General features: G+C 66.9%; 24 protein-coding genes and 1 riboswitch. Of the genes, 15 read left to right on the top strand and 9 right to left on the bottom strand.

The window, feature by feature from the left end; genetic code table 11:
* Positions 1–182 precede the first annotated feature (182 nt).
* On the top strand, positions 183–374 hold the full coding sequence (locus NV2_RS30850) for a (2Fe-2S)-binding protein (RefSeq protein WP_084474748.1): 192 nt from the start codon (positions 183–185) through the stop codon (positions 372–374).
* 55 nt (positions 375–429) lie between these two features.
* Entirely contained in the window at positions 430–909 is a 480-nt protein-coding gene (gene bfr, locus NV2_RS15135) for a bacterioferritin (protein WP_067873753.1), read from the top strand.
* Between the two features lie 61 nt (positions 910–970).
* Here the strand turns inward: bfr and NV2_RS15130 are convergent, their stop codons facing one another.
* Genes NV2_RS15130 through NV2_RS15100 form a run of 7 tightly spaced genes read right to left on the bottom strand, consistent with a single transcriptional unit; the run spans position 971 to position 7,642 of the window.
* On the bottom strand, positions 971–2,119 hold the full coding sequence (locus NV2_RS15130) for an acyl-CoA dehydrogenase family protein (RefSeq protein WP_067873751.1): 1,149 nt from the start codon (positions 2,117–2,119) through the stop codon (positions 971–973).
* A gap of 10 nt (positions 2,120–2,129) precedes the next feature.
* On the bottom strand, positions 2,130–3,281 hold the full coding sequence (locus NV2_RS15125) for a thiolase family protein (RefSeq protein WP_067873748.1): 1,152 nt from the start codon (positions 3,279–3,281) through the stop codon (positions 2,130–2,132).
* On the bottom strand, positions 3,274–4,128 hold the full coding sequence (locus tag NV2_RS15120) for an enoyl-CoA hydratase/isomerase family protein (protein WP_067874002.1): 855 nt from the start codon (positions 4,126–4,128) through the stop codon (positions 3,274–3,276). Before NV2_RS15120 ends, NV2_RS15125 begins: the two co-directional genes overlap by 8 nt.
* On the bottom strand, positions 4,118–5,362 hold the full coding sequence (locus tag NV2_RS15115; protein WP_067873999.1) for a CaiB/BaiF CoA transferase family protein: 1,245 nt from the start codon (positions 5,360–5,362) through the stop codon (positions 4,118–4,120). Before NV2_RS15115 ends, NV2_RS15120 begins: the two co-directional genes overlap by 11 nt.
* The gene (locus NV2_RS15110) at positions 5,362–6,126 is read right to left on the bottom strand and encodes an SDR family NAD(P)-dependent oxidoreductase (protein ID WP_067873745.1); all 765 of its coding nucleotides are present in this window, start codon (positions 6,124–6,126) and stop codon (positions 5,362–5,364) included. The genes NV2_RS15115 and NV2_RS15110 overlap by 1 nt, the downstream gene beginning before the upstream one ends.
* Positions 6,126–7,292 carry an acyl-CoA dehydrogenase family protein gene (locus NV2_RS15105; RefSeq protein WP_067873995.1) on the bottom strand — a complete coding sequence of 389 codons (1,167 nt, stop codon included), beginning with the start codon at positions 7,290–7,292 and terminating at the stop codon, positions 6,126–6,128. The genes NV2_RS15110 and NV2_RS15105 overlap by 1 nt, the downstream gene beginning before the upstream one ends.
* A 44-nt stretch (positions 7,293–7,336) precedes the next feature.
* Positions 7,337–7,642, bottom strand: coding sequence for a hypothetical protein (locus NV2_RS15100; protein WP_067873742.1), 306 nt, complete (start codon positions 7,640–7,642; stop codon positions 7,337–7,339).
* A gap of 293 nt (positions 7,643–7,935) precedes the next feature.
* Between NV2_RS15100 and NV2_RS15095 the strand changes: the two genes are divergently transcribed.
* From NV2_RS15095 to NV2_RS15045, 11 genes are all read left to right on the top strand, one after another.
* Positions 7,936–8,481, top strand: coding sequence for a carboxymuconolactone decarboxylase family protein (locus NV2_RS15095; RefSeq protein ID WP_067873739.1), 546 nt, complete (start codon positions 7,936–7,938; stop codon positions 8,479–8,481).
* 5 nt (positions 8,482–8,486) lie between these two features.
* A complete protein-coding gene (locus NV2_RS15090) occupies positions 8,487–9,752 on the top strand; it encodes an aromatic ring-hydroxylating oxygenase subunit alpha (protein ID WP_067873737.1) in 1,266 nt (421 codons plus the stop codon).
* On the top strand, positions 9,739–10,086 hold the full coding sequence (locus NV2_RS15085; RefSeq protein WP_067873734.1) for a hypothetical protein: 348 nt from the start codon (positions 9,739–9,741) through the stop codon (positions 10,084–10,086). The genes NV2_RS15090 and NV2_RS15085 overlap by 14 nt, the downstream gene beginning before the upstream one ends.
* Positions 10,087–10,089: 3 nt before the next feature.
* Positions 10,090–11,307: a metal-dependent hydrolase family protein gene (locus tag NV2_RS15080; protein ID WP_067873731.1), complete on the top strand. Its 1,218-nt coding sequence runs from the start codon at positions 10,090–10,092 to the stop codon at positions 11,305–11,307.
* Positions 11,294–11,713, top strand: a complete 420-nt coding sequence (locus NV2_RS15075) for a nuclear transport factor 2 family protein (RefSeq protein ID WP_067873729.1) — start codon at positions 11,294–11,296, stop codon at positions 11,711–11,713. The genes NV2_RS15080 and NV2_RS15075 overlap by 14 nt, the downstream gene beginning before the upstream one ends.
* A 152-nt stretch (positions 11,714–11,865) precedes the next feature.
* Complete coding sequence (locus tag NV2_RS15070; RefSeq protein WP_067873726.1) at positions 11,866–12,954, top strand: acyl-CoA dehydrogenase family protein; 1,089 nt, start codon at positions 11,866–11,868, stop codon at positions 12,952–12,954.
* Between the two features lie 102 nt (positions 12,955–13,056).
* Complete coding sequence (locus NV2_RS15065) at positions 13,057–13,914, top strand: acyl-CoA dehydrogenase family protein (RefSeq protein ID WP_210749193.1); 858 nt, start codon at positions 13,057–13,059, stop codon at positions 13,912–13,914.
* 131 nt (positions 13,915–14,045) lie between these two features.
* Positions 14,046–14,159: riboswitch (cobalamin riboswitch) on the top strand.
* A gap of 111 nt (positions 14,160–14,270) precedes the next feature.
* A complete protein-coding gene (locus NV2_RS15060; RefSeq protein WP_067873724.1) occupies positions 14,271–15,269 on the top strand; it encodes an ABC transporter substrate-binding protein in 999 nt (332 codons plus the stop codon).
* A gap of 4 nt (positions 15,270–15,273) precedes the next feature.
* The gene (locus NV2_RS15055; protein WP_373863567.1) at positions 15,274–16,362 is read left to right on the top strand and encodes a FecCD family ABC transporter permease; all 1,089 of its coding nucleotides are present in this window, start codon (positions 15,274–15,276) and stop codon (positions 16,360–16,362) included.
* The gene (locus tag NV2_RS15050; protein ID WP_067873718.1) at positions 16,362–17,144 is read left to right on the top strand and encodes an ABC transporter ATP-binding protein; all 783 of its coding nucleotides are present in this window, start codon (positions 16,362–16,364) and stop codon (positions 17,142–17,144) included. The genes NV2_RS15055 and NV2_RS15050 overlap by 1 nt, the downstream gene beginning before the upstream one ends.
* On the top strand, positions 17,137–17,853 hold the full coding sequence (locus tag NV2_RS15045; protein WP_210749194.1) for a hypothetical protein: 717 nt from the start codon (positions 17,137–17,139) through the stop codon (positions 17,851–17,853). The genes NV2_RS15050 and NV2_RS15045 overlap by 8 nt, the downstream gene beginning before the upstream one ends.
* A gap of 121 nt (positions 17,854–17,974) precedes the next feature.
* Here the strand turns inward: NV2_RS15045 and NV2_RS15040 are convergent, their stop codons facing one another.
* Positions 17,975–18,586: a TetR/AcrR family transcriptional regulator gene (locus NV2_RS15040; RefSeq protein ID WP_067873714.1), complete on the bottom strand. Its 612-nt coding sequence runs from the start codon at positions 18,584–18,586 to the stop codon at positions 17,975–17,977.
* A 78-nt stretch (positions 18,587–18,664) separates the two neighbouring features.
* Between NV2_RS15040 and NV2_RS15035 the strand changes: the two genes are divergently transcribed.
* Positions 18,665–19,489, top strand: coding sequence for an LLM class F420-dependent oxidoreductase (locus NV2_RS15035; protein ID WP_067873711.1), 825 nt, complete (start codon positions 18,665–18,667; stop codon positions 19,487–19,489).
* A 6-nt stretch (positions 19,490–19,495) separates the two neighbouring features.
* Here NV2_RS15035 and NV2_RS15030 read toward each other — a convergent pair whose 3' ends face one another.
* Positions 19,496–19,960, bottom strand: a complete 465-nt coding sequence (locus NV2_RS15030; RefSeq protein WP_084474745.1) for an RDD family protein — start codon at positions 19,958–19,960, stop codon at positions 19,496–19,498.
* Positions 19,961–20,155: 195 nt separating this feature from the next.
* Between NV2_RS15030 and NV2_RS15025 the strand changes: the two genes are divergently transcribed.
* Positions 20,156–20,857 carry a response regulator transcription factor gene (locus NV2_RS15025; RefSeq protein ID WP_067873705.1) on the top strand — a complete coding sequence of 234 codons (702 nt, stop codon included), beginning with the start codon at positions 20,156–20,158 and terminating at the stop codon, positions 20,855–20,857.
* Positions 20,858–20,925: the final 68 nt, after the last annotated feature.

Here is a 20,925-nt window from a genome sequence, read left to right as displayed (position 1 = left end):
CACCGGCGGTGCCGCGCGAATATTCAGACTTTCAAGATCAGAGAACCATATTTCCGAATGACGGCCCGAGCCGTTGACAACGCCCACCATCGAGGTGCTACCTTAGGCAAGGGTTACCTGCTTAGGCGAGGCTTACCTGCTCCTTCCATATCGTCGTTGTCGTCAGACCAACCGAGGCCGCCGTGTACATCTGCATCTGCAATGCCGTCACCGAAGCAGACGTGCACACCTGTGTCGCCGCCGGTGCGTGCTCCACCCGCCAGGTCAAGAATGCCTGCGGTTGGAAGCCGGGCTGCGGCTCGTGCACAGCACGGCTGGCCGAGTCCATCGGCCGAGCTCGCTTCGAGGGCTCGGCCGAATCGAGTGCTGCCTGACCCGACACACCCCCCGCCCATTCCGCTGATTTGTGATCTGTGCCACGATCACACCATGGAAGGCGACAAGGAAATCATCTCGCTGCTCAACGAGCAGTTGACAGCCGAACTCACGGCGATCAATCAGTACTTCCTGCACGCCAAGATGCAGGAGAACTGGGGATACACCAAGCTGGCCGGGCATACCCGCCACGAATCCATCGATGAGATGAAGCACGCGGAGATCCTCACCGATCGGATCCTGTTCCTCGACGGTCTGCCCAACTACCAGAAGCTCAACGCGCTGCGGATCGGCCAGACCGTGCCCGAGCAGTTGCAGGCCGACCTGCAGATCGAGATGGAGGCGGTGACCCGCCTGCGCGGCGGAATCGAATTGATGCGTTCGCGCGGAGACGTGACCTCCGCGCGGATCTTCGAAACGATCCTCGAGGACGAGGAAAGCCACGTCGACTACCTCGAAACCGAGCTCGGCCTGCTGACGGCACTGGGCGAGCAGCTGTACCTGCAGCGTTTCACCGACACCCCGGAGGACTGACGCACCGGACACACCCGGCCGCGCCGGCCCCGCGGCCGGGTTGTCTGCTGCCCTGATCCGCCTACAGTGACAGCGATTTGGCGATGATCGTCTTCATCACCTCACTGGTTCCGGCGTAGATGCGGGCCACCCGCGCATCGGTGTAGAGCCGGGCGATCGGATACTCCATCATGTAGCCGTACCCGCCGAACAGTTGCAGACAGCGGTCGACCACGCGGGCCTGCATCTCGGTGCAGAACAACTTCACCCGGGCCGCGTCGGCACCCGAGAGCACACCGTCGACAAGGTCTGCGACCGCGCGGTCGAGCATCGTCTGCGCTGCCTCGATCTCCGCCGACATGGCGGCGAGTTCGAATTTCGTGTTCTGGAACGAGGCAACCGGCGTGCCGAAAGCCTTGCGTTCCTTCACATAATCCACGGTGGCGGTGACCGCCGCCCGGGACTGGGCCACCGATCCGACCGCAACGGTCAGCCGCTCCTGGCTCAGGTTGTGCCCCAGATAGCCGAAGGCGACGCCCTCCTCCCCCAGCCGGTTCGCCACAGGAACCCGGACCTCGTCGAAGAACAGCTCCACGGTGTCCTGCACCTTGCAGCCCATCTTCTCCAGCACCCGCCCGCGCCGGAAACCCGGCATGCCGTCCTCGACGACCAGCAGGGTCAGTCCACTTCGCCGGTTGTCCGGATCGGTGGAGGTGCGACACAGCACGATGACCAGGTCGGCCAGCAGCCCGCCGGTGATGAAGGTTTTGGCCCCGCTGAGCACGTAGTGGTCGCCGTCGCGGACCGCGGTGGTGCGCACACCGGCCAGATCCGATCCGGTGCCGGGTTCGGTCATCGCGATCGCGGTCAGCAGCTGTCCCGAGGCCAGGCCGGGGAACCAGCGCTCGCGCTGTGCGGGATCGGCGTATTCGAGGAAGTACGGCAGGATCACATCGAGCTGGGTCCGCACGGTCGACAGCGTCACCATGGCTCGGGCCGCCTCTTCCTGCAGCACCACGTTGTAGCGGTAGTCGCGCTGTCCGGCTCCCCCGTACTGCTCGGGGATCGCGATCCCGAGCAGCCCCAATTCGCCGAGCCGCGTGAAGATCTCGTGCGGCATCTGCCCGGCACGTTCCCAGTCCGGATAGTTCTCGACCACGTACTTGTCGATGAACTCCCGGGCGAGCGCCCGGAAGGATTCGTGGTCGGCGGTGAACAGTTCTCGGCGCATGCCGGGCTCCTTACGATCGGCTCAGCAGTTCGACAACGGTCGCGTTGGCGGTACCGCCGCCCTCGCACATGGTTTGCAGGCCGTAGCGAATACCGTTGTCGCGCATGTGATGAATCATCCGGGTCAGCAGTACCGCACCGGAGGCACCGAGCGGATGTCCGAGCGCGATCGCACCGCCGAGCGGGTTGACCAGTGCCGGATCGGCACCGGTTTCGGCCAGCCAGGCCAGCGGTACCGGCGCGAAGGCTTCGTTCACTTCGAACACGCCGATATCGGAGAGCGCGAGACCGCTGGTGCGCAGCACCTTCTCCGTCGCCGGAATCGGCCCGGTGAGCATCAGTACCGGGTCCGCGCCGGTCACCGCGCCGCCGCGGTAGCGCACCAATGGGGTCAGGCCCAGCTCACGCGCCTTGTCCGCGGTGGTCACGACGACCGCGGCGGCGCCGTCGGAGATCTGAGACGAATTGCCGGCGTGGATTACCCCGTCCGTGCGGAAGGCGGGCTTCAGCCCGGCGAGGGTCTGCACCGTGGTGCCCCGGCGGATCCCCTCGTCCGCGGTGAACACGGTCGATTCGACCGGGACCTCGACGATCTGCTCGGCGAAGGCGCCGCGATCGACCGCCGCGGCGGCCAGCGCGTGTGACCGGGCCGAGTATTCGTCGAGCAGACCGCGCGAGAAGCCCCACTTCTCGGAAATCAGCTCCGCGGAGGTGCCCTGGTTGAACGAGAAATCCGCATAGCGGGCCAGGGCTTTCGGTCCGTAGGGCATGCCGGTCGTGCGGGCCGCGCCCAGCGGCACCCGGCTCATCACCTCGACCCCACCGGCGACGACGACATCCTGCAGTCCCGACCCCACCACCGCGGCAGCGAAGTCGACGGCCTGCTGACTGGATCCGCAGGCGCGGTTCACGGTGGTCCCGGGCACCGATTCCGGCCAACCGGCGGCCAGGACCGCATAGCGGGCGATATTGGACGACTGGTCGCCGACCTGGGACACGCATCCCCAGACCACATCGTCGACCACGGCCGGATCCAGTCCGGTCCGCTGTATCAGCGCGTCCAGAACCAGCGCGGACAGGTCCGCGGGGTGGGTGCCGGCGAGGCTGCCGTTACGTTTGCCGATCGGGGTCCGTATCGCGGCGGCGATCACTACTTCACGCATCTGTTCGACCTTCGTTGTCGGGTTGGTTCGCGGTGCGCAGCGGCGGCCGGATCACCGTCCAACGGCCGGTGAACCGTGGTCGGCGTTTCTCGGCGAAGGCGGCGAACGCTTCCGGCGCATCGGCGGTGGCGAAATTGATGCCCTGGGCCCGCGCCTCGCCGGCGAGCGCTTCGCGCAGAGTGCGATCGGCGCCTTCGTTGAGCAGCGCCTTGGTCTGCGCGAGCGCTACCGGTGGGCCCGCGGCCAGGCGTGCGGCCAGCTCCTCGACGAAGCTGTCGATCTCCGATTCCGCCGACAGCCAGGTGACCAGGTTGAGCTGCTGCGCTTGTTCACCGTCGAGGGTATCGCCCAGCAACGCCAGACGTTTGGCCTGTTGCAGACCCACGATCTTGGGCAGCAGCCACGTTCCCCCCAGATCCGGCGAGAGCCCGCGGCGAGTGAAGATCTGGGAGAATCGCGCCTGTGGGGTAGCGACCACGAAATCGCAGCCCAGTGCCAGGTTCCAGCCGGCGCCGACCGCCGCGCCCCGCACCTTGGCCACAGTCGGCATCGGCAACTCGTGCAGTGCCAAGGCGACCTCGGTCAGCGCCCGCATCCGATAGGTCGGATGCGTATTGTCCGGCACCGAGATATCGGCGCCGGAACAGAAATCACCGCTCGCGCCGGTGACGACCACGGCTCGGACGCTACGGTCGCATGCGGTGTCGCGCAGCACCTCTTGCAACCGGGCCCACAGCTCGGCATCGATCGCGTTCTTGTGATGGGGACGATTCAAGGTCAGCGTCCGCACACCGGCACGGTCGTCACACAGCAGCACGCGATGCTCGGCCGCGACCTCAGCCGACATGAGCATCCCTGACGGCGCTGTACCTGCCCCCGACTACGCCGTCCAGGCGCCACTGAGCGATTTCCGTTTCGGTGCAGCCGATTTCACCGAGAATCGCGTCGGTGTGTTCGCCCAGGCCGGGCACCGCACCCATCGGCGGGTGATAGCCCTCGATCACCGCGGGCGGCAGCAGCGACGGGATCGGGCCGGACGGCGTGTCGATGCCGCGCCACCGGTCCCGCTCGGCCAACTGCGGGTGGGCCAGCACCTCGCTGGGCCGGTTGTAGCGGGCGTTTCCGATCCCTGCGGCGTCGGCGGCAGTCTGGATCGCGGCGAGATCGTGTTGCGCACACCAGGTTCCGATGGCCGCGTCGAGTTCTGCCCGGTGCGCGACGCGGCCCGGGTTGCTGCGGAAGCGCTCGTTGCCGGCCAGATCGGGCCGGTCCAGGATCTCGAGCGCGAGTCGCTGCCATTCCCGGTCGTTGGTGGTGCCGAGCACGACGGTCTGCCCATCGGAGGTCGGGTAGGCCCCGTAGGGTGCGACCGCGGGTGAGCTCATTCCCAGCGGCAGCTGATCCACACCGCTGTGCCGGGCGTAGGTGAGGTGGTACCCCATCATTTCGGCCATGGTGTCGAACAGGCTCACCGCGATCGCCGTGCCGGGTCCCGGGCCGCGGCGCAGCCGTCCGCACAGGGTGGCCACGATCGACAGCGCCGAGTACAGCCCGGTCGTCACATCGGCGACCGGGGGGCCCGGTTTCGCGGGCGCGTCCGCGGTGCCGGTCACCGAGCACACCCCGGATTCGGCCTGGACGAGCAGATCGTAGGCACGCTTGTGCGACAACGGCCCGCCCGCGCCGAAGCCGTCGATGGACAGCGAGATCAGATCCGGATGCTGCCGCCCGAGTTCGGTCGCGGACAGTCCCAGCCGGTCGATCGCTCCCGGTGCCAGATTGGAGACCAGCACGTCGGCGCGATCGAGTAGGCGGTGCAGAAGTTCGGTGCCGGCACCGGTTTTCAGGTTCAGGGTGACCGATTCCTTCCCGCGGTTCACCCAGACGAAATGCGCCGCCTGGCCGTCGACCACATCGTCGTAGTAGCGGGCGAAGTCGCCGCCGTCGGGATTTTCGACCTTGATCACCCGCGCCCCGAAATCGGCGAGGGTGCGGGTGCACATCGGTGCGGATACCGCCTGCTCGAGGGCGACCACCGTCACCCCGGCGAGCGGCCCCGCGGTCCGGGGATCGATGATCATCACATCACCATGCCGCCGTCCACCGGCAGTACCTGACCGGTGACGAACGAGGCCGCATCCGAGGCGAGGAAGACGAACGCCCCCGCCACCTCGTCCGGTTCGGCCCAGCGGCGCAACGGGATCCGGTTGAGCATCTGCGCGGCGAACTTCTCGTCGGTGCGGATCGTGGTCGTCATGGGGGTGGCTGCCAGTGGAGCGAGCGCGTTGACCAGAATGTTCTTGCGCGCCAGCTCCCGCGCCAGCGATTTGGTGACACCGACGATCGCGGCCTTGGCGGCCGAATAGTTCACCTGCCCGAGAGTTCCGGTGAGCCCGGCCGAGGAGGTGACGTTGATGATGCGCCCGGTGCCGTCGGTCGGTAGGTACGACAGTGCCGCCTGGGCGCAATTGAACGTGCCGAGGGTGTGGATGTCGTAGAGGCGGCGCATCGACTCGACGGTGGTCTTGGAGAACATCGCGGGGTCGGTCACGCCGGCGTTGTTCACCACGATGTGCAAGGTGCCATCGGCCAGCGCCGCGGCCTGTGCTGCGGCGGAATCGGCTGCGGCCCGGTCGGATACGTCCAGACCGCAACTTTCCGCCCGACCGCCCGCACCGGCGATCTTGTCCGCGACGGCCTTCGCGGCGCCCGGATCGATATCGGTGACCAGAACCGCGGCGCCGGCGGTGGCCAGTGCCTGCGCGACCGCGGACCCGATACCGCCCGCGGCGCCGGTGACCATGGCCGCGCGGCCGGTCAGATCGAAAAGTGCCTGTTGCGGCATCAGTAGCTCCTCGGCAATCCCAGTGTGTGCGAACCCAGGTAGTTCAAGATCATTTCCTGGCTGACGGGCGCGATGCGCATGACGCGCGATTCACGGAAGTAGCGGGTGACGTGATATTCCTCGGCGTAGCCCATCCCGCCGTGGGTCTGCATGGCACGGTCCGCTGCGGTGAAACCGGCATCCGCGCACAAGTATTTGGCGGTGTTGGCCTCCCGTCCGCACGGCTTGCCGTGGTCGTAGAGCCACGTCGCCTTGCGCAGCACCAACTCGGCGGCGTCCAGATGGGCCAGCGAATCCGCGAGCGGGAACTGGATGCCCTGATTCATGCCGATCGGACGGTCGAACACCACCCGCTCATTGGCATATTTCACCGCCCGGTCCAGTGCCACCCGGCCCAGGCCCAGTGCTTCGGCGGCGATGAGCATCCGCTCGGGGTTCAGTCCGTCGAGCAGGTAGCGAAACCCCTGCCCCTCCTCGCCGACCCGGTCCTGCACCGGGATCCGTAGATCGTCGATGAAGACCTCGTTGGAGGTGACGGCATTGCGTCCCATCTTGGCGATCGGGCGGATATCGATGTGTGCGCGGTCGATATCGGTGAGGAACAGTGTCATCCCATCGGTCTTGCGGGTGACGTCGTCGTAGCTCTGTGTGCGGGTCAGCAGCAGAATCTTCTCCGACTCCAGGGCTTTGGAGATCCACACCTTGCGGCCGTTCACCACGTAGTCGTCACCGTCGCGCCGGGCGAAGGTGCTGATCCGGCTGGTGTCCAGGCCCGCGCCCGGTTCGGTTACTCCGAAGCAGACATGCAGGTCACCGGTGGCCACGCGGGGCAGGGTGCGCTGTTTGAGTTCCTCGGAGCCGTATTTCACCACCGGCTGCATGCCGAAGATCGACAGATGGATGGCGGTCGCGGCGTTCATCCCACCGCCCGAGCGCGCCACTTCTTCGGCGAGGATGGTGGCTTCGGTGAGTCCGAGGCCGTGTCCGCCGTACTGTTCCGGAATGGTGATGCCGAGCCACCCTCCGCCCGCGATCGCGGCATAGAACTCGGCGGGGAATTCGTGGGCCTGATCCTTCTCCATCCAGTAGCGATCGTCGAACTTGCGGCACAGTTCGGCCACCCCGGCGCGGATCAGTTGCTGATCCTCGGTCGGCTCGAACGACATTCCGGCGCTCACACTCACACCTGCTCTCCGCTCGTGGATTCGATTCAGTCCGAGGCCGGCAGCGCTTTGGCGGCCTTGATCGTCATCGGCGTGCCGTCGCAGCTCAGTTCTCCCGAACCGGAACTGGTGCAGAGCAGTTCGACGGTGTCGGCGGCGTCGACGTAACGCTTGCCGATGAGGGTGGCCGGCTCGCCACCGGCGGGGGCGACGGGAGTCGCCGTGGCAGCGGGCACCAGAGGGCTTCCACCGCAGGTCAATACGGGCGTGGCGGCAGCGGGCGCGCGCACCACCACCACCTTGGTTCCACAGACGGTGCTGGCGAGCTGTTCACCGGGACGCAGGGCTGTCATGGTCGGCTCCTCTGTCTGGACTGTGCGCAGTAGAAAACTATCTTCTCATATTTGGAGAATCAACCTTCTGATTCCGGCTCGCGCGCGGTACGCGACCGCGACACTCACCGGCACTGCAGCGGCCGACCACACTCCACCGCGCGCCGGCACCCCGATTCACCACACCGATCCGAGGCGCCTCGACCAGGGGTTTTACATCAGTTGGGCCGGAACGTTGACGAGCACACCCCTCTCGTGAAAATCTATTGACCCGTTGAGGAGAACGTCATTCTCCTGAATGAGAGGAGGAAGCGATGCGCCTGCCGCCACTGCCGGCCGATCAATGGAACGATCGGACCCGCGGCGCCCTGGCCGCGCTGCTGCCACGATGGCGGCGCAATCCCGAGCACGCGGGACCCGCGATGTCGGTTCTGGCCCGGCACCCGGATCTGGCCGAGGCATACCTCGGATTCGGCGTCTATCTGCTTTTCCGCTCCACGCTGCCGCCGCGCGTGCGCGAGATAACCATCCTGCGTATCGCCCACCGCCATCAATGCGCCTACGAATGGGCCCACCACGTGGCGATCACCGACTCCACCGGCCTCGGCGACGCAGGTATCACCGCCGCCGATATCGACGGCATCCGACGCGGTGAACTCACCGGGGACTTCGACCGCCTGCTGCTCGGCGCGGTCGACGAGCTCGACGAGAAGTCGCAGCTGTCCGACTCCACCTGGGAATCTCTCGCCGAATATCTCGACGAGCGTCAGCGTATGGATCTGGTCTTCACCATCGGCGGCTACGCCATGATCGCCAAGGCCTTCAACACTTTCGGCATCCAGCCCGATCACGAGAGGTAAAAACCTTGTCGCACTTCAATAAACCAGCAGCCGGCAGCTGGACCGAACACTACCCCGAATTGGGCACCGGCACCGTCGACTACACCGATTCCACCGATCCGCAGTTCTACGAGGACGAGCGCAACGCCATCTTCCGCACCAGCTGGTTGTGTGTCGGTCGCGACGGCCTGCTGCCGCGCAAGGGCAGCTATTTCACCAAGGAACTGGCGTGCGTCGGCACCTCGCTGATCATCGTCCGCGGTACCGACGACGTGATCCGCGCATTTCACAACATCTGCCGCCACCGCGGCAACAAACTGGTGTGGGACGATTTCCCGCAGGAGGAAACCTCCGGCACCTGCCGCCAATTCACCTGCAAATACCACGCCTGGCGCTACAGCCTCGACGGTGAATGCACCTTCGTGCAGCAGGAGAAGGAATTCTTCGGCCTCGACAAGAGCGAGTACGGCCTCGCCGGGGTGCGGTGCGAGATCTGGGAAGGGTTCATCTTCGTCAATCTCGATCCCGACGCGCAGCCGCTGAACGATTATCTCGGCCCGCTGGTCAAGGGCATGGAAGGCTACCCGTTCGACGAGTTCTCCGAGGTCTACACCTACAAGGCCGAGGTCGGCAGCAACTGGAAACTGTTCATCGACGCCTTCGCCGAGTTCTATCACGCGCCGATTCTGCACATGAAGCAGGCGGTCAAGGACGAGGCGAGCAAACTCGCCGACGTCGGATTCGAAGCCCTGCACTACGAGGTCGACACACCGCATTCGATGGTGTCGTCGTGGGGCGGGATGGCACCGCCGAAGGACCTCAATATGGTCAAGCCGATCGAGCGGGTGCTGCGCAGCGGCCTGTTCGGTCCCTGGGATCGGCCCGATATCGAGGGTCTGGACACCCTGCCGCCCGGCATCAACCCGTCGGGACACAAGGCATGGGGTGTGGACGAATTCGATGTGTTCCCGAATTTCGCGATCCTGATCTGGCAGCCGGGCTGGTACCTCACCTACACCTGGTGGCCGACCTCGGTGCGCACCCACATCTTCGAGGCGAATCTGTATCTGGCGCCTCCGAAAACCGCGCGGGATCGGCTGCGGCACGAGTTGCTGACGGTGACGTTCAAGGAGTACGCGCTGCAGGACGCCAACACCCTCGAAGCAACCCAGACGATGCTCGAAACGGGATTCGTCAAGGAATTCCCCCTCAACGATCAGGAAGTCCTGTTGCGCCACCTGCATCATGTGGCCCAGCACAAAGTCCAGGAGTACCGCAATGCCAACGCCTGATACCCAAGTCAAACAACTGCCGGCCGATTTCGCCGATCTCGCCACGTTTTCCGATTGGATTCTCGCGACCGAGCCGGAACGCTACAGCAAGCGACTCGCTTCCACCATGCCGGAAATGCAGGCCCTCTACGACGCCGCATTCCCCCGGCTCGAGGAAGCGATGACCTACCTCGACAAATTCCCCCTCGACGAGATGCCCGACGATGCCCGTCATCTCACGCACCTGATGCAATCCCTGATCATGGTGTCATTTCCCGTCGAGGTGTGGAAACAGCCGCGGGTGCCGGACTCCGGTGCCGCCTACCTCGATTGCGTCAAGGAAACGGTGGTGTAGACGATGCTGACACTGCGGGCTGCCGGAGTACTCGATGTCGACACCGGTGAGATCGTCCGGCCGGGAGTGGTACGCGTCGACGGGGACACGATCGTCGCCGTCGGCGGCGCGGTCCACGACGAGGACGAGATCGTCGATCTCGGTGATCTGGTGCTGCTGCCCGGCCTGATGGATATGGAGGTCAACCTCCTGATGGGCGGGCGCGGGGAAACCGGGCTGTCCTCCAGTGTCACCGACGATCCGGCGACACGGGTGCTGCGGGCGGTCGGTAATGCCCGCCGCACCCTGCGCGCTGGATTCACCACCGTGCGCAATCTGGGTCTGTTCGTGAAGACCGGCGGATACCTGCTCGACGTGGCGTTGGGTAAGGCGATCGATGCCAACTGGATCGACGGTCCGCGGATCGTGCCGGCCGGACACGCCATCACCCCCACCGGCGGCCATCTCGATCCGACCATGTTCTCCGCCTTCGCCCCCGATGTGCTGAAGCTGACGCTCGAGGAGGGCATCGCGAACGGGGTCGACGAGGTCCGTAAGGCGGTGCGGTACCAGATCAAGCACGGCGCTCAACTGATCAAGATCTGCGTCTCCGGCGGTGTCATGTCACTCACGGGAGCACCGGGCGCACAACATTATTCGGATGAGGAGCTGCGTGCGATCGTCGACGAGGCGCATCGGCGTGGTCTCAAGGTCGCCGCGCACACCCACGGCGCGGAGGCGGTACGCCACGCCATCGACGCCGGGATCGACTGCATCGAACACGGGTTCCTCATCGACGACGAGACCATCGCGAAGATGGTCGAAGCCCGCACCTGGATGGTGCCCACCACCCGCCTCGCCGACGCCATGGACATCTCCAAGGCTGACCCCGCATTGAAAGCCAAAGCGGCCGAGATGTTCCCGAAGGCACGCACCTCGGTGAAGGCGGCCTACGACGCCGGTGTGCGTATCGCGGTCGGCACCGACGCCCCCGCCATTCCGCACGGCCGCAACGCCGATGAACTGGTAGCACTGGTGGAGCGCGGGATCCCCGCGCTGGATGTGCTGCGCGCCGGCACCGTCAACGCGGCCGAGCTCATCGATGCCGACGATCGCGGCCGCATCGCCGAGGGCCTGCTCGCCGACATCATCGGGGTACCGGGCAATCCCGTCGACGACATCACCGTGACCCGGGACGTGCGCTTCGTGATGAAAGGCGGCAAGGTTTATGTCCAGAAATGACGACCTGCTCGATATCCAGCAACTACTGGCCCGTTACGCGGTCACCATCACCCAGGGCGATATCGACGGCCTGGTACAGGTGTTCACCCCCGACGGCACCTACAGCGCCTTCGGCGACACCTACACCCTCGATATCTTCCCGGAACTGGTCGCGGCTGCACCGAAGGGGCTGTTCCTCACCGGCACACCGGTTCTCGACATCGACGGCGATACTGCCACCGGCACCCAGCCGCTGTGTTTCGTCGAGCACAGCACCCACGATATGCGGATCGGCTACTACACCGACACCTATCTGCGCACCGACGACGGCTGGCGGCTGCGCACCCGGAAGATGACCTTCATCCGCCGCAGCGGAGACCACGATTCGGGGATCCCGCACGCCTTCGACCGCCCGGCGGCACGCTAGAACGGCCCAGGGCGCGGACCGAACGGCGGCAACGGATCGCCTGTGGTTCCGCACTCCGAGGAGAGCGGACACCGTCGTTCCGCCCGAGAGACCGCTGGGTTCGCAGGCCGGCGCGCCGTGTCGTCACACCTTCCAGGATGGGAACTGCAGTTATGGATATCGCGACGTTCCGGGACGGGGTGCGCGAGTGGTTCGGCGAGAACGACTTGTCGCCGAACGGCGCTCGCACGCTGGACGAGCAGGTAGCGCAGCTCGGCCGGGTGCGTCGCGCCCTCTACGACGCCGGCTGGATGCGGTACGGGTGGCCAGAAGAGGTCGGCGGCCTGGGCGGCCCGGCAGCGTTGCGGGCCGTGCTGGGTGAAGAAGTCGCCACCCGCGGGCTCGCCGAGCCGGGCATCTACTCGATGGTCGAGGTACTGGCGCCGACCATGATCTCCTATGCCCGCCCGGAGCTGGCCGCCGAGATGGTCCCGGCCCTGCTGTCCGGGCGCGAACAGTGGTGCCAGGGTTTCTCCGAGCCGGGCTCCGGCAGCGATCTGGCTTCGCTGAGCACCAAAGCCGTTGCCGACGGGGATAATTGGGTGATCAGCGGGCAGAAGGTGTGGACGAGCCTGGCCCAGTACTCGCAGCGATGTGTCCTGCTGACCCGCACCGCCCCCGGACACGACGGCATCACCGCGTTCTTCGTCGATATGAACTCCCCCGGCATCACCGTGCGGCCCCTGCGCACCATCCACGGCGTCGACGAATTCGCCGAGGTCTACTTCGACGACGTGGTGGTGCCGGACGCGCGGATGCTGGGCGCAACCGGCGACGGGTGGAGGGTTGCGATGGATCTGCTCCCGCACGAGCGTTCCACCTGCTTCTGGCACCGCATCGCCTATTTGTTCACCCGCCTCGACGCACTGACCGCCGAAACTCCGGTGCACGACGACGCCGCGCTGGGCGCCGCCTACCTCGCATTGCATACGGTGCGCTGCCGATCCCACCGCACCCAGCAGCGCCTTGCCGACGGTGAACGACTCGGCCCGGAGACCTCGATCGACAAGATCCTGCTGGCCACCGCCGAACAGCAATTGTTCGACACCGCACGGGATCTGCTGCCCGGAACCATGGAATTCGACGACGAGGAATGGCGCACCGAGTTCCTGTACTCCCGCGCCGCGACCATCTACGGTGGCACCGCCGAGATCCAGCGCAATATCGTCGCCCGCCGACTACTCGACCTGGGCAAGGAGTGAATGTGCCCGGATCGCCTCCGCACCGTGCCTGCTCAGGGCGGCCCGGCACCACCACCCGAACCCAACGCGCTATTCACCTGCCCGGCACCGGATTCGGAACGGATGACCATGGACGTCGATGAGACAGCTCTGCTGAGCGAAAGCCTGCGCGCCACCATGACAGCGTGCACCGGTACGACGCTGGACACCGCCCTGCGTGAATTCGGCTGGCTCGACCTGCTCACCGAATCGCCGGATCTCGCCGTCCCCCTGGTGTTCCGGCTCCTGGGTGAGACCGGCGCGCACGCACCGATCCTCAACGACGTCGTCGCCCACGCCGCGGGCCGGGAGCTGCCCGCCACGGTGGCCCTGCCCGCTGCGGGCGGGCGGTGGGTGCGCTGGGCACGAGCTGAGGACCTGTCCCCGACGGCTCCCGAAGACCACGACTCGGTGCGCGCGGATCAGCCGTCGTTCGAGGGCCGAACGACCGCGGACGCGCTCGACCCCGAACTGCCCCTGCACACGGTTCCCGCCGGTGAGACGCTCCCCCTTGCCGCAGGCCGACGCGCCCTGTCCTGGTGGCTGGTGGGCAGCAGTCGCACCATGCTCGCCCTGGCCCGCCGCCACGCTCTCGACCGCGTCCAGTTCGGCCGGCCACTCGCCGCCCATCAGGCCGTGCGCCACCGCCTGGCCGAAACGCTGGTGGCCATCGAGGGCGCCGAGGCCACCCTGTCGGTCGCCGACACCGATCTCGGCGCGTTGCTCGCCAAGGCGGCCGCCGGGCAGGCCGCCCGCATCACCGCACGCCACTGCCAGCAGATTCTGGGCGGTATCGGCTTCACCGCCGAACACGACTTCCACCGCCACGCCCGTCGTGTCCTGGTACTCGACGGGTTGCTGGGTAGCACCACCGAGCTCACTCGCGAAGCGGGGACGTGGGTGCGAACACACCACGGCGCGCCGCGCCTGGCCCAGCTCTGAGCCCTTCCAGTCGCGAAGCTGCGGCGTCCGAGCTCCGTCTGCACATGCCGCAGCACCGACCGGTGCGGCTTCGATCAGGATCCACAAACGCCCGGTTCGTCTGCTCATCGGCGAGCGTGCATAATGATTCGAAGTTTTGCTGACTTCCGAGTGGGAGAAGTCCGGTGCAATTCCGGCGCTGACCCGCAACGGTAAGCCGTCGACCGACGGCAAGCCCGATCACCTGCTCGGCTGTTCGCGACTACCCGTGCATCGCCGTGGACTGCGAGACGGAGTCCGGCAAGGCGGTGTGGGCGGTAGCTCCCCGCGGGCGGTCTGCGTGTTGCTCCACCCGAGTAGAACGTCGAGGTCGCCTCATGTCTCGCCGCCACCCCCGCTGCGCCGTCGGCGCGGTCGTCTTCGCCACCGTCGTGGCCGTGCTCGCGGGCTGTTCCCGCGGTGCCACGCTCGAGGATGCCGCCGCCGCAATCCCCTTCGACGCCCCCGTCACGATCACCAACTGCGACCGCACCGCGACCTACGATGCCCCGCCACAGCGCATCGTGTCGATGAACGATCACGTCACCGAGACCCTGATCCAGCTGGGCGCGGGCGATCGGATTGTCGGCATGGGCTACGGAGAGCAGGACGAGGTGCTGCCGGAGGTGGCGGCACAGTTCCGCAAGATCCCGTCACTGGCCGCCGAGTATCCCAGCGCCGAACACATCGTGGACCTGGAACCGGATCTGGTGGTGGGCGGCATGCGCAGCGCGTTCGAGAGCAAGGACGGTCGCAGTCGGGATGCACTCGAGCAGGCCGGCATCCACACCTTCCTGTTCTCCGAGTACTGCGGCGCCGGTTTCTCCGACATCGCAGTACTGGACAACGATTTCGCTCAGCTCGGGCAGATCCTGGGTGTCGAGGACCGAGCGGCCGCTCTCGCCGACCGCATCACCGGCGGACTGGACGCGGTGCGCGCCCGTCTCGCCGAGGCCGCACCGGTGCCGACCTTTTTCTACGACAGTGGGCAAGCGCAGCCGATGACCGTCGGTGGGGTCGGCGTGGGCCACCTGATCGCGCAGTACGCCGGGGCCGAGAACCTCACACCGGAGGGGCGCAAGCCGTACTTCGATACGAGTTGGGAAACGGTGGGCGAGCGTGCGCCGGAAGCGATCGTGGTGCTGGACTACGGCGAGACCAGCGTCGCGGACAAGATCGCGTACCTGAAGCACCAGCCGATCATGGCGACCACGCCGGCGGTGCGCGACAACCGGTTCGTCATCGTCCCGCTCTCCGACTTCTTCGAAAGCTCCCGGATGGTCTCCTCCGCCGAGACGATTGCTCGCGCACTGCATCCGCGCGCGTTCGAGGGATAGCCTCGTGAACGCCGTTGTGGACGAAGGTGCCGCCACTCCCGGCAGCACCGAAGCGGCTTCACGTGGGCGCCGCCCGTTGCTGCTGATCCTGGTGCCGCTGCTGGCTGCGCTGGCGATGGCGGTTGCCGCCGCCGTATCTGTGGGCACGGTATCGATTCCGCTCGGCGACGTCTGGGCGATCGTCGTGCACCGTGTCGTCCCGGAGCTGTTCGCGCCGTGGTGGAGTGAGGCGCGGGAAGCGATCGTCGTCGAGTCACGGTTGCCGCGGGCATTGACCGCCGCGGTGGTGGGAGCGTCACTGGCCGTGGCCGGAGGGGTGGCGCAGGCGGTCACCCGCAACCCGCTCGCCGACCCCTACCTGTTGGGAGTCTCCTCCGGTGCCGGGTTCGGTGTCGTGGTGGTGACGGTGTTCGGTGTAGGCGCCGGAATGTGGGGCGCGTTCACACTTCCGGTCGCGGCGTTCCTCGGTGCGCTGCTCCCGCTGGCGGGCACCATCGTCGTAGCACATCGCGCCCACGATGCAACGGCGGTAGTCCTGGTCGGAGCGGCGATGACCATGGCGTTCTCTGCCCTGGTCACCTTCGTCCTGCTGGTGCTCGGCGACGACCACGAGTTGGGCACGGTGATGCGCTGGCTGGCCGGCGGTTTCGGGGATGCCGGCTGGACCGTGCTGTGGGCACCGACCGTGGTGTTCGCCGGAGTCGGACTTGCCGTACTCGGCTGCCACCGACGCTTGGATCTGTTACTCACCGGCGACGACGGGGCTACCGCACTCGGAATGAACGTCCCCCGGTTTCGCGTGCTGCTGTTGCTCGCGGTCTCACTGCTGACCGCAGGCGCGGTGGCGGTATCGGGCGCGATCGGATTCGTCGGCCTGCTCATCCCGCATCTGGCCGGATATCTGGCCGGGCGCAGCTCCGTGCGGCTGCTGCCTACCTCGGCCGCACTCGGCGCGCTGTCGCTGGTTCTCGCGGATATGCTGGCCCGCTCGGTCAGCCACAGCACGGAGCTGCCGGTCGGGGTGGTTACCGGACTGCTCGGCGGGCCTGTCTTCCTCGTCATGCTCTGGCGCCGTTACGGGATGGTGCGCTGATGGCGAAAGTGACCGCCGCCGCGGTACAGGTGCGGCTCGGTGGCCGACTCGTGCTGCACGGCGCGGACCTGGAAGTAGCGCCCGGACAGGTGCTGGCACTGGTCGGCCCGAACGGCAGCGGTAAGACAACCCTGCTGCGTACCTGCTACCGCGCTCTACCCGCGAGTGCGGGCGTGATCGCACTGGACGGTGCAGATATCACCGGCCTGCGCAGGCGTCACCTGGCCCGCACGATCGGAGTGAGTGTTCAGGAGCCGGTCGCGCTCGCGGGCGTCACCGTCCGCGAATCGGTGCGGCTGGGTCGGACCGCGCGCCGTGGCTGGCTCCAACCGCTGAACTCCGACGACGCCGCCACGGTGGAGCGAGTAATGCGGCAAGTGGGACTCACCGCGCTCGCCGACCGCGACGTCGCGGCCCTGTCCGGCGGGGAGCGCCAGCGGGTCTCACTCGCGCGCGCCCTCGCACAGGAACCCGAGGTGCTGTTGCTCGACGAACCGACCAATCATCTGGATCTGCATCAGCAGTTGTCGATTCTCACCCTGCTGCGCACGTTCGCCGCCGACGGACTCGCCGTCCTGATCACCCTGCACGATCTACGCCTGGCCACCGAATACTGCGATGCCCTGGCCGTACTGCAGGACGGAGCTGTCGTCGCGGTGGGACCGCCCGAGCAAGTACTCGACCCCACGGTGCTGGAACAGATCTTCGGTGTACGTGGCGCAGTCCGGCCGGGCCACGGCACCACCCGTACCCTCGACATCTACGGACTCACCGATGACTGACACACTCACCGCCGCCTACACCGCCGCCGCTGCCGCGCTCGGCGATTTCGCGCCCACCGTCGCCCTGGAATCCACCGACATGCCGGGCGAACTGCTGACCGATCCTGTCTGGCTCGCCGACCGGGTCACCGATACCGGCGGGCGATGGGCATGCGGCGACGCACGCGTCAACGGCACACTGTGGTGGTACTCGGCCAGTTCCACGCTCGTCGCGGGCCCGCTGGCGATGCTGCTCGGATTCGGCCGCGCGCCCGATCCGGCTCCCGGACGGTTGCGAATCGGGCTGCGCGACTACGGGTATCTCGCTGCCGCTCGATCGGATAGGTTGCTGGCAGCAGACGCGGAATTCGCGCCGGCCCTGCGTGACGCCTGCGCGTCGATCATCGATCCGCTCGCGCGAGTCTGCGGCGCCACACCCCGTGCTCTGTGGGCGATCGCCTCGGATTCGATTGCCAACCGTGCGCTGGGTATCGGCCGCGAGCTGGGCCGACTCGAGCAAGGGTGCGCCCTCGCCGCCGCATTGTGCGCACCTCCCCTGCTGCCGCCGCGCTATATCGACGTCACCGGGGCCGCGGGGAGCCGGCGGTTCGTCCGGCGCAGCTCGTGTTGCCTGCTCTACGTCACCGGCAGGAGCAACAAATGCTCGAGTTGCCCCCGCCGCACCCCGGACGACCGGGAAAACGCTCTGCTCCAACATATTCCGGGCTGAATCCAACGGCTCGAGCTCCGCGCGTTCCGTGCCGGATCGGCCGCTGGGAATGCGGCCTGCGGTGCTGCCCGAAGTGCTCGGGGGGTCTCGCGCACCGTACGGCTGGTATTGACGAGCCGGCTCAGTTGCTCGGCTGCACTGGATGCCCGTGGGCCACACCGCTGTCCGGTAGCGGCGCCCGGGCGGCCACCGGGGACAGACCGTCGAGCAGCAGCTCGAGGTAGCGGGTCCAGCGCTCACCGGTGGTGCCCGCGACAGCCACGAGCATGGTGACCAGGCACGGGAGTTCGTCGAGCTGTAGGTCGGCACGCACCGCACCGACCTGCTGTGCGCGCGACAGCACCTCGCCGAACGACCGGAGGTACCGACCCGCGATCTCGCCGGCCCGCGCATTCCTGTTGACCAGTGCGAGGATTCCCGGGTACTCGGCGAATGCGCCGACGGCACTTGCCAGCACGGTTTCCAGCGCCCGCCGGGCATCGGTTTCCGCCTCGGCACGTCGGTGGATCTGCTCCACGTGCTCGGCGAAATAGTCCTCGAGGACCCCGGCGATCAGGTCGTCTTTGGTGGGGAAATGCCGGTAGAGCGTGCGCGCGCTCACCCCGGCGGATTGCGCGATCCGGTCGAGCCAGATCTCACCGTCACCACGAGCCGCCTCGCGCGCAGCGACGAGGATGGCACGACGGTTGTGCTGGGCGTCGGCTCGTGCACTTTCGATTCCGATTTCCGCCACTCCGTCACGCTATCACCCTGTGTGGCGGCATCGTCCAGATAAATGTCAGTCGACTGACATTTAGGTTACGGTGATGGCATGAACATCGGAATCGTCACCTTCCTGACCGATTACGGCATCGCACCGGTACCGCTCGGACAGGCCGTGGAAGAACGTGGCTTCGACGCGCTCTTCCTCACCGAACACACCCACATCCCGGTCAGCCGGCTCACCCCGTTTCCGGTCGGCGCGACCGAACCACTCCCGTTGCCGCGGCACTACTCACACACTCTCGACCCGTTCACCGCGCTGGCTGCGATCGCGACCGGCACGCACCGGATCACACTGGGTACCGCGGTGGCGCTGATCAACCAGCATCATCCGATCAACCTCGCCAAGCAGGCCGCCGGTGTGGACCTGTTGTCCGACGGCAGGTTCGAGCTGGGCGTCGGCCCGGGCTGGAACGCCGAGGAAATGGCCAATCACGGCGTCGACCCGACCCGCCCGCTGGCACGGATGCTCGAACATATCGACGCGGTGCGCACCATCTGGACCGAGGAGGAACCGGAGTTCCATGGCGAGTTCGTCGATTTCGATCCGATCTGGTGCCGGCCCAAGCCCGCCCGGCCACTCCCGATCCTGATCGGCGGGGTGGGACCGAAGGTGCTCGACAGGGTCCTCGACCACGGGGACGGCTGGATCCCCCTGCCGCTGTACCCGATCGACGTGTTGCACTCGCGGATCACGGAACTACGACAGCGTGCCGACCGCCCCGTGCCGGTCACGCTCTACGGCGCGGATCCGCACCAGCTGACCGAATACGAGGCGGCCGGGGTCGACCGGGTGCTGTTCGAGCTCACCGATCACGAGGATCCGGCGGACGTCATGCGACAACTCGACCACCTGGCCGGTTTCCTGCACTGACCCGGTTCAGACCTCGACCACCTGGGTGCCATCGGCGAATCGGTCGTGCCACCCCTGCTTCGTCGGGCTCGAACCGATCGTGACAGCGATCGCGATCGCGGCGATGAGCCAGAGCAAGCCGCCGATCCACGGAATCAGATTCAGCAGCATGTACGCATTCCGCAGCGCGGAGTCCTTGAGGTTCGGCTTATCCGAGTTCCCCGCACCCCGCACGTGCAAGCCGAGGATCTTCTTGCCCGGGGTGGATCCGGTGCTGACCTCGAAGCAGAGGAAGTACAGGAATGCGAATCCGGCGCCGGGCAGCACCGATACCCAATCGGGCGTACTCGCGGGCAACAGCCAGAACAGGATCGCGCCGACGATGCCCGCGATGATCCAGTCGATGAATCGCGCCAAGGCGCGTTTGGCCAGTCCGCCGGGGGCCACGCCCGCTGCCGCCCTGAACTGGGGTTCGTACCCACGTGTGGTCATGACGCTCCTCCTCGTTGGGATGATCACGTGCATTGCCTTGTCTGCCGGGTGTCCGGTTCCACGGTCGCACAAACAGAACACTGTCCGGCATTACTCGGCCGGATTGTGTCCATGCCGGTAGCCGTGGCGTGTGCACACAGAATCTCCACAACTGGCCCCGCTTCTCTCCACACGGGATGGTTAGGCTCCCGGACTATGGAAGACAACGCCCCGGTGGGCGCACCGGCCGCACGCCGGATCCTGGTGGTGGACGACGAGCCCACCATCGCGGACTCGGTGGCGGCACGCCTGCGAGCCGAGGGGTTCACGGTCGCCACCGCCCACGACGGACCGGCCGCGGTCACGGCGGCGGATACGTTCGAACCGGATCTGGTGGTCCTCGACATCATGTTGCCCGGCTTTGACGGGCTGGAGGTGTGCCGGCGGATCCAGGCCGGACAGGCGCTGCCCGTGCTGATGCTCACCGCCCGGACCGACGAAACAGACCAGCTGGTCGGCCTTGGTGTGGGTGCCGACGACTATCTGACGAAACCGTTCTCGATGCGGGTCCTCACCGCCCGCGTGCACGCGTTGCTGCGCCGGGTGGAGCGGGCCGGCGACCGGCACGGCACCGTCACGGTGGTGGGCGACCTGCGCATCGATGCCGATCAGCGCCGGGTGTGGCGCAGCGGGGTCGAAGCGCAGCTCACGCCGCTGGAATTCGATCTGCTGGCGCGGCTGGCCCGGCGTCCGCGGGCCGTACTCGCCCGGGAACGGCTTCTCGAGGAGGTCTGGGACTGGGCGGACGCGTCCGGGACCCGCGCGGTCGACAGTCACATCAAGGCGTTGCGCCGCAAGCTCGGCGCCGACCTGATCCGGACGGTCCACGGTGTGGGCTATGCGCTGGAGACGCGATGAGGACCCCGACCTCCCTGCAGCCCGGCACCGCATCGGGCGAGCACACCGGAATCGACACGGGCAGCCGC

The organism is Nocardia vermiculata NBRC 100427 (assembly GCF_001613265.1).
Classification (GTDB): Bacteria; Actinomycetota; Actinomycetes; order Mycobacteriales; family Mycobacteriaceae; genus Nocardia; species Nocardia vermiculata.
This window is presented reverse-complemented; position numbering and strand designations above follow the sequence as displayed.

Excerpts from the sequence above, each read along its gene's own strand:
- bfr (WP_067873753.1), top strand. The coding sequence starts at position 430 with ATGGAAGGCGACAAGGAAATCATCTCGCTGCTCAACGAGCAGTTGACA.
- NV2_RS15130 (WP_067873751.1), bottom strand. The coding sequence starts at position 2,119 with ATGCGCCGAGAACTGTTCACCGCCGACCACGAATCCTTCCGGGCGCTC.
- NV2_RS15125 (WP_067873748.1), bottom strand. The coding sequence starts at position 3,281 with ATGCGTGAAGTAGTGATCGCCGCCGCGATACGGACCCCGATCGGCAAA.
- NV2_RS15120 (WP_067874002.1), bottom strand. The coding sequence starts at position 4,128 with ATGTCGGCTGAGGTCGCGGCCGAGCATCGCGTGCTGCTGTGTGACGAC.
- NV2_RS15115 (WP_067873999.1), bottom strand. The coding sequence starts at position 5,362 with ATGATCATCGATCCCCGGACCGCGGGGCCGCTCGCCGGGGTGACGGTG.
- NV2_RS15110 (WP_067873745.1), bottom strand. The coding sequence starts at position 6,126 with ATGCCGCAACAGGCACTTTTCGATCTGACCGGCCGCGCGGCCATGGTC.
- NV2_RS15105 (WP_067873995.1), bottom strand. The coding sequence starts at position 7,292 with ATGTCGTTCGAGCCGACCGAGGATCAGCAACTGATCCGCGCCGGGGTG.
- NV2_RS15100 (WP_067873742.1), bottom strand. The coding sequence starts at position 7,642 with ATGACAGCCCTGCGTCCCGGTGAACAGCTCGCCAGCACCGTCTGTGGA.
- NV2_RS15095 (WP_067873739.1), top strand. The coding sequence starts at position 7,936 with ATGCGCCTGCCGCCACTGCCGGCCGATCAATGGAACGATCGGACCCGC.
- NV2_RS15085 (WP_067873734.1), top strand. The coding sequence starts at position 9,739 with ATGCCAACGCCTGATACCCAAGTCAAACAACTGCCGGCCGATTTCGCC.
- NV2_RS15080 (WP_067873731.1), top strand. The coding sequence starts at position 10,090 with ATGCTGACACTGCGGGCTGCCGGAGTACTCGATGTCGACACCGGTGAG.
- NV2_RS15075 (WP_067873729.1), top strand. The coding sequence starts at position 11,294 with ATGTCCAGAAATGACGACCTGCTCGATATCCAGCAACTACTGGCCCGT.
- NV2_RS15070 (WP_067873726.1), top strand. The coding sequence starts at position 11,866 with ATGGATATCGCGACGTTCCGGGACGGGGTGCGCGAGTGGTTCGGCGAG.
- NV2_RS15065 (WP_210749193.1), top strand. The coding sequence starts at position 13,057 with ATGACCATGGACGTCGATGAGACAGCTCTGCTGAGCGAAAGCCTGCGC.
- NV2_RS15060 (WP_067873724.1), top strand. The coding sequence starts at position 14,271 with ATGTCTCGCCGCCACCCCCGCTGCGCCGTCGGCGCGGTCGTCTTCGCC.
- NV2_RS15050 (WP_067873718.1), top strand. The coding sequence starts at position 16,362 with ATGGCGAAAGTGACCGCCGCCGCGGTACAGGTGCGGCTCGGTGGCCGA.
- NV2_RS15045 (WP_210749194.1), top strand. The coding sequence starts at position 17,137 with ATGACTGACACACTCACCGCCGCCTACACCGCCGCCGCTGCCGCGCTC.
- NV2_RS15035 (WP_067873711.1), top strand. The coding sequence starts at position 18,665 with ATGAACATCGGAATCGTCACCTTCCTGACCGATTACGGCATCGCACCG.
- NV2_RS15030 (WP_084474745.1), bottom strand. The coding sequence starts at position 19,960 with ATGACCACACGTGGGTACGAACCCCAGTTCAGGGCGGCAGCGGGCGTG.
- NV2_RS15025 (WP_067873705.1), top strand. The coding sequence starts at position 20,156 with ATGGAAGACAACGCCCCGGTGGGCGCACCGGCCGCACGCCGGATCCTG.